Here is a 6,000-nt window from a genome sequence, read left to right as displayed (position 1 = left end):
TCGGGGGGACGGAGCCGGTTGCGCCGGGGGCGTCGGCTCGGCCCTGGCAACGGGGGCCTGAGAGACGGGAGCCTGAACCGGCGCTGCTTGCGGTGCGGGCGCGTCGGCCCGCTCGGGCAGGAAGCCGGCCTGGTGCCAGCTGTGCCGGCACTTGGCGCAGCGGACCGTGCGGCCTTCCACGCCGATGGCGCTATCCGGTACGGCGTAGCGCGTAGAGCAGGCAGGGCAGGCGATAATCATGATCGTCTCTCATAAGCACGGTTGACTTGGGCTCGACAAGCGTTTGCCCTGTGGGTACGAGGCGTAACGCTCTTTTTTCCACATGGATTGCTCGCTATAGGGCCAAAGGCCGCTCTTTACGGCCTTATTTTCCGGACTATTGACCAGCGAAGAATGACCGCCGAGGGCGAAATCATCCATTTCGATAACGTCGGGCTGCGCTACGGCACCGAGCGTGAGGTGTTGAGCGACCTGACGTTCACCCTGTTCGCGGGGCGGTTCTATTTCCTGACCGGGGCGAGCGGGGCGGGCAAGACCTCGCTGCTGCGCCTGCTCTATCTCGCGCAGCGCCCCTCGCGCGGGGCGATCCGCATGTTCGGCAGCGATGCGATCACCATGCCGCGCGCCAGCCTGCCCGCGATGCGCCGGCGCATCGGGGTGGTGTTTCAGGACTTCCGGCTGGTCCCGCACTTGTCCGCTTTCGACAATGTTGCCCTGCCGCTGCGCGTGGCGGGCCATGCCGAAAAGGACATCGCCGGGCCCGTGCGCGACATTCTCGAATGGGTCGGCCTGTCCGAGCGGATCGACGCGGTGCCCGCCACGCTGTCGGGCGGCGAACAGCAGCGCATCGCCATCGCGCGCGCGGTGATCGGGCGCCCGGCGGTGCTGGTGGCGGACGAGCCGACCGGCAACGTCGATCCCGAAATGGCGCTGAAACTGCTGCGCCTGTTCGAAATGCTCAACCGTCAGGGGACGACCGTGGTGGTCGCCACGCACGATCTCGACCTGCTGCGCAAGGTGCCCGAAAGCCTCATCATGCGGCTCGATCGCGGGCGGCTGGCCGATCCCACCGGCGCGCTGCGCTACCCGCCGAGGAAGCCGCAGTGATCTGGGCAGGAGGCCCTGCGGGCGAGCGCGGGCTCGCCACTTCGCTGCTGCACGGGATGCGGCGGCTGGGCGGGGGCGGCGCCGAGCTCATTCCGCAAGGGCGCATGGCCGGGCCGATGCCGTGGGTGATCGCGATCATGGTCGCGCTGACCGCCATCGCGCTGGCCGCCGGGCTTTCGATCGGCAACGCGGTGAGCGCGGCCAAGGCCGAGATCGAGGGCGGGGTGACGATCCAGGTGCTCGAGCCGCGCGCCGACCGGCGCGACGAACAGGCGCGCGCCGCCGCCCGCGCGGTCGAGCAGCTGCCCGGTGTGCGGGGCTTGCGCGTGGTGCCGCAAAAGGAGCTCGACGCGCTGATCGAGCCCTGGCTCGGCAGCGGGATCGACGCGGCGACCGGATCGGCCATTCCCGTCCCCGCGCTGATCGACGTGCGGCTGGACGCCGCGGCCTCGCCCGCACGGCTGGAGGCGATCACCCGCGCCGCGCAGGCGGTGGCCCCATCGGCGCGGGTCGATGCCCAGTCGAACTGGCTCAAGCCGGTGTTCGAGGCGATGGTCTCGCTCCAGGTGGTGGCGATCGCGCTGGTCGCGCTGCTCACCCTAGCGCTCGCCGCGGCGGTCCTGCTCGCCGCGCGCTCGGCGCTTGGCGCCAACCGCGACGTGATCGAGATCGTCCACCTACTCGGCGGGACCGACCGGCAGGTGGCGCGGGTGTTCCAGCGTTCGATCGGGTTCGATGCGGCGGGGGGCGGTACGGTCGGCCTCGCGCTCGCGCTGCTGGTGATCCTGGTCCTTGCGCGCCGGTTCGAAGGGTTGGGTGCGGGGCTGGTCAACAACGGGGCGCTGCTGTGGAGCGACTGGCTGTTGCTGGCGCTGGTGCCGTTCCTCGCCACCGTGCTGGCCATGGTTACCGCGCGCTTCACCGTCCTCCACGCCTTGCGCAAGATGCTTTAGGCTAAAGGCACTGGTTTCGATTGCGAAGTGCCGCCATAAGGCGCCCGAAAGCATCCAGTCGCTACAATCAACAGGGTCATGTTTCGCCGAACCGCCGCCTTTGCCGTGCTCGTCTGGTTCTTCGGCTTCGTCTGGTTCGCCGTGACGCTGCCGGGGCCGCTCGACACGAACCGTACCAGCGATGCGATCATCGTGCTGACCGGCAGCAAGGGGCGTATCGAACACGCGCTCGCGCTGCTCAAGCGCGGTGAGGCGCCGCGCCTGTTCGTCTCGGGCGTCGATCCCGAAGTGCGTCCGGCCGAGTTCGCGGCCGAGTTCGCGGTGCCCGCGCGGCTGATGAGCTGCTGCGTGGAGCTGGGCTTCGAGGCCTACAACACCCGTTCCAACGCGATCGAGACCGCGCGCTGGGTGGCCGAACACAAGGTGCGCACGATCCGCCTCGTCACCGCCGACTGGCACATGCGCCGCGCCCGGCTCGATCTCCAGCGCGAATTGCCCAAGGGGATCGTGCTCGAACCCGATGCCGTGCCCTCGCATCCGAGCCTGAGCGCGCTGTTCCTCGAATACCACAAGCTGCTGTGGCGGCTTGCCAGCCAATATTGGGAAAAATGATGGCGACCCGTCCCGTCGATGTCGTGCGCAGCCTGCTGTTCTACGCCGTGTTCTATCCCGGCTCGTTCGTGTTCGTGCTGCTGGGCCTGCCGGTCGCGCTGATTGGCGGCAAGGCGCTGCGCGAGATGGCGCGCACCTGGAGCGGCTTCCACCGCCTGTGCTGCCGCGTCCTGTTGGGCATCAAGGTGCGGATCGAAGGGGAGTTCCCCGAGGACGGGGTGATCGTCGCGATGCGCCACGAAAGCTTTTTCGAGGCGATCGACATGACGATGACGATGTTCTGGCCGGTGCCGTTCCCCAAGGCCGAGCTGGGCCGCATTCCGGTGTGGGGCTGGGCCTTGCAGCGCTATGGCGCGGTCATGGTCGAACGGGCGGGCGGCGCCAAGACGCTGCGCGCGATGATCGCCAACGCGCGCGGCTACGCGGAGCAGGGGCGCCCGCTGGTGATCTTCCCCGAAGGCACCCGGATGAAGAGCGGTGAGCAGGCCGAACTGCGCTCGGGCTTTGCCGGAACCTACAAGATGCTCCAGCTGCCGGTGGTCCCGGTCGCGGTCGACAGCGGGCGCCTCTACCACCGGGTGTGGAAGAAGGCGGGGACGCTGACCTACAAGGTGGGCGCGCGGATTCCCGCAGGCCTGCCCCGCGCCGAGATCGAGGCGCGGGTGACGGCGGCGATCACCGTACTCGGCTGACGGCGCGGTCGGTTTCAGGCGGGAGGAAACGCTTGAAAGCGGATGATCGAGCGCCCCCTTCCAGGCCTCGTGGGCCGAAGAAGGGGGCGCTCGCCCAGGGTCAGAAGTGCTTGCCGACCGAAACGCCGATCGTGCGCGGATAGACCGTCAGGCCCTGGCGCACGAAGAGCACCGAGGGCTTCTGGATCGCGGTCTGGTCGTTGAGCAGGTTCTTGACGTAGCCCGCAACGCGCCAGTCCTCGATGTCGACACCCAGGTTGAGGTTGCCGGTCCAGTAATCGGCCCGCTCGTAGTCCGAGTTGGTGACCGAGTAGCTGCCATAGCTCTTGCCGGTGTAGGTCCAGTTGGTGCTCACGAAGACGCGCGCGCCATTGGCGAGATTGCGTTCGTAGTCGGCGCCCAGCGTCGTGGTGAAGTTGGGTACGTAGAGCACGTGCTGCCCGTCCGAGGCTGAGGACCCTTGGGCGGCGTGGGTGATCTTGGCATCGGTGTAGCCACCCGTCGCGGTGAGCGTCAGCGCCTTGGTGATCCGCGCGGTCATCTCCAGCTCGGCGCCCTGGCTGCGCGCATCGCCCGCGTTCTGGGTGATGACCCAGCCGCACGAGGACAGGCTGAGCTGCTGCTGGATGTTGTTCCAGTCGATCCGGTAGGCCGAGGCGTTGAGCGTCAGGCGGTTGCCGAACAGGCTCGACTTGAAGCCGGCTTCGTAGGACCACAGCGAGTCCGAACCATAGGACTTGGTGCCGTCCGAGGTCAGGCCGAGCGAGGCGAGGTTGCTCGCGCAGTAGCTGGGCAGCGTGTTGTTCTGCCCGCCCAGGCGAAAGCCCTTGGCCGCGCTGGCGTAGAGGCTGGCGTTGTCGCTGAGCTTGTAGTTGGCGGCGAACTTGGGCGTGAAGGGCGCCTCGTTCGATTTGACGTGTTCGTAGGCGGCGGTGCCATCGGCGAGCCAGCCGCCCTCGTTCATGGTATAGTCGCTCCACGCCTTCACCTGGCGAACGCCTGCGGTGAGCTTGAGGCGCGGCGTGACCATGAACGAGCCTTGCGCGAACACGGCCAGCTGCTTGAGCGTGCGGACCGAGTGGAAATAGCCCAGCGAATCGTCCGGCGTCGCATCGCCGATCAGGTCCTCGACCGTCTCGTCGGGGTAGTATTCGGCCACCGTGTCGTTGAGCCCATAGACGTATTCATCGTCATAAGAGCGCACCTTGAGCGCGTTGGCATAGGCCCCGACCTGCCATTCATAGCGGTTGCCTGCTGCGATGCCGGGGGAGGCGAGGCGCACTTCCTGCGACCAGTTGTTGACCCGGTCGCGGTTGCGCAGCACGCCCGGCAGCACCGAAATCGCGTCGTAGGCCGCGCCATAGTCGGGATCGATCGATTCGGCGACGTATTCGCTGTCGTAGATCACCGCATCCATCTGGCGGGTGAAGCTGCGGTGCATGTACGCGGTGATCGCGGTCAGCTGGTAGTCGCCGAAGTCCTTCTCGATGGTCAGGCTCGGCACGTACATTTCGTCGCGGCTGGGTTCGGCCTGGGTCTTCTCGGTCTGGAAGTTGGGCAGCGAGAGATCGTAGATCCCGCTGTTGGCGGTCTTGATCCGCTGGTACTGGATCGCGGGCGTGATCGTCAGATCGTCGCTCGGCTGCCACAGCAGGCTGGCGCGCACGCCGGTGCGGCGCTCGGAGTTGATGTTGGTATCGACCACCGAGCCGGTGTCCGCATCGACCCGGTCGATGTAGCCGCTGGTGAAGCTGTTCTCCCCCGCCACGCGCAGCGCCAGGGTGTCGGTCAACGGCAGGTTGACCATGGCGTCGAGCGTGTAGTTGGTGCCCCCGCCTGCCGTGGTCGAGATTTCGCCCGAGGCATCGCCTTCGAACACGCCGAGCTTTGGCTTGGCGGTGATGAAGCGCACCGTGCCGCCCATCGAACTGTCGCCGTAGAGCGTGCCCTGCGGGCCCTTGAGCACTTCGACGCGTTCAAGGTCGAACAGCAGGGGCAGGGTCGCGCCGGTGAACGACTGGTTGGGGAAGGTCAGCGAGACGTCGTCGAGGTAGATGCCCACCGTCGCCGAGCCCGAGGCCGAGGCGACGCCGCGGATGGCGATGCGGCTGGTGCCCGAAGTGCCGGTGTTGGTGAACGAGAGGCTGGGGACCGTGCGGGCCAGATCGTCGTAGCCGGTGACGTGGTTGCTGGAGAGCGCCTGGGCGCTCACCACGCTGACCGCGAGCGGCACGTCGAGCACGCTTTCTGTGCGCTTCTGCGCGGTGACGACGATGGTGTTGCCCGCGCCTTCGTCCGCGTTGTCCTGCGCGGCTGCGCCATGCGGCAGGGCAAGCCCGGCCGCGCCCAGCAGGCTTGCGTAGCGCCAGCGGCGCAGCCGCGATGAGCGCGAAGGTGCGCGGTGGCCCGCGCGATTGAATACTTCAGCCATGAAAGGGCCCTTTGCCTTGTTTGGTTTAATTCCCACCTTGCCTGTTCCTGCGAACCACGGGCCGCCCGCTTGTTTCGGTGCTGGCCCTCGCAATCCCTCATTGATCTGTTTTCGGGTGTGGCCTTTGGGACCGGTCCATGCCGTTTTCCCCCCTCGGGCCGATTGCAGCGCACAAGGTTGCAAAACTGGGGCCGCGTAAAATGCG

At 67.3% G+C, this 6,000-nt stretch carries 6 protein-coding genes; 4 read left to right on the top strand and 2 right to left on the bottom strand.

Annotation, left to right across the window (positions count from 1 at the left end; genetic code table 11):
- A partial coding sequence (locus MTR62_RS12515; protein WP_244021363.1) for a zinc-ribbon domain-containing protein occupies positions 1–240 on the bottom strand: 240 nt, incomplete at its 3' end.
- A gap of 153 nt (positions 241–393) precedes the next feature.
- Here MTR62_RS12515 and ftsE point away from each other — a divergent pair.
- From ftsE to MTR62_RS12495, 4 genes are all read left to right on the top strand, one after another.
- A complete protein-coding gene (gene ftsE / locus MTR62_RS12510; RefSeq protein WP_244021362.1) occupies positions 394–1,107 on the top strand; it encodes a cell division ATP-binding protein FtsE in 714 nt (237 codons plus the stop codon).
- A gap of 56 nt (positions 1,108–1,163) precedes the next feature.
- Positions 1,164–2,060, top strand: a complete 897-nt coding sequence (locus MTR62_RS12505; RefSeq protein ID WP_268739834.1) for a cell division protein FtsX — start codon at positions 1,164–1,166, stop codon at positions 2,058–2,060.
- A gap of 78 nt (positions 2,061–2,138) precedes the next feature.
- Positions 2,139–2,672 (top strand): YdcF family protein, encoded by a 534-nt coding sequence (locus MTR62_RS12500; RefSeq protein ID WP_244021360.1) that lies wholly within the window; start codon positions 2,139–2,141, stop codon positions 2,670–2,672.
- Positions 2,672–3,364: a lysophospholipid acyltransferase family protein gene (locus MTR62_RS12495; RefSeq protein ID WP_244021359.1), complete on the top strand. Its 693-nt coding sequence runs from the start codon at positions 2,672–2,674 to the stop codon at positions 3,362–3,364. Before MTR62_RS12500 ends, MTR62_RS12495 begins: the two co-directional genes overlap by 1 nt.
- A gap of 100 nt (positions 3,365–3,464) precedes the next feature.
- Here MTR62_RS12495 and MTR62_RS12490 read toward each other — a convergent pair whose 3' ends face one another.
- Entirely contained in the window at positions 3,465–5,795 is a 2,331-nt protein-coding gene (locus tag MTR62_RS12490; protein ID WP_244021358.1) for a TonB-dependent receptor, read from the bottom strand.
- Positions 5,796–6,000 lie beyond the last annotated feature (205 nt).

Origin of the sequence: Novosphingobium organovorum (assembly GCF_022832435.1) — a bacterium.
GTDB lineage: Bacteria > Pseudomonadota > Alphaproteobacteria > Sphingomonadales > Sphingomonadaceae > Novosphingobium > Novosphingobium organovorum.
This window is presented reverse-complemented; position numbering and strand designations above follow the sequence as displayed.

Bases quoted from the DNA above. Each gene is read 5' to 3' on its own strand.
- ftsE (WP_244021362.1), top strand. From the start codon at position 394: ATGACCGCCGAGGGCGAAATCATCCATTTCGATAACGTCGGGCTGCGC.
- MTR62_RS12505 (WP_268739834.1), top strand. From the start codon at position 1,164: ATGCGGCGGCTGGGCGGGGGCGGCGCCGAGCTCATTCCGCAAGGGCGC.
- MTR62_RS12500 (WP_244021360.1), top strand. From the start codon at position 2,139: ATGTTTCGCCGAACCGCCGCCTTTGCCGTGCTCGTCTGGTTCTTCGGC.
- MTR62_RS12495 (WP_244021359.1), top strand. From the start codon at position 2,672: ATGGCGACCCGTCCCGTCGATGTCGTGCGCAGCCTGCTGTTCTACGCC.
- MTR62_RS12490 (WP_244021358.1), bottom strand. From the start codon at position 5,795: ATGGCTGAAGTATTCAATCGCGCGGGCCACCGCGCACCTTCGCGCTCA.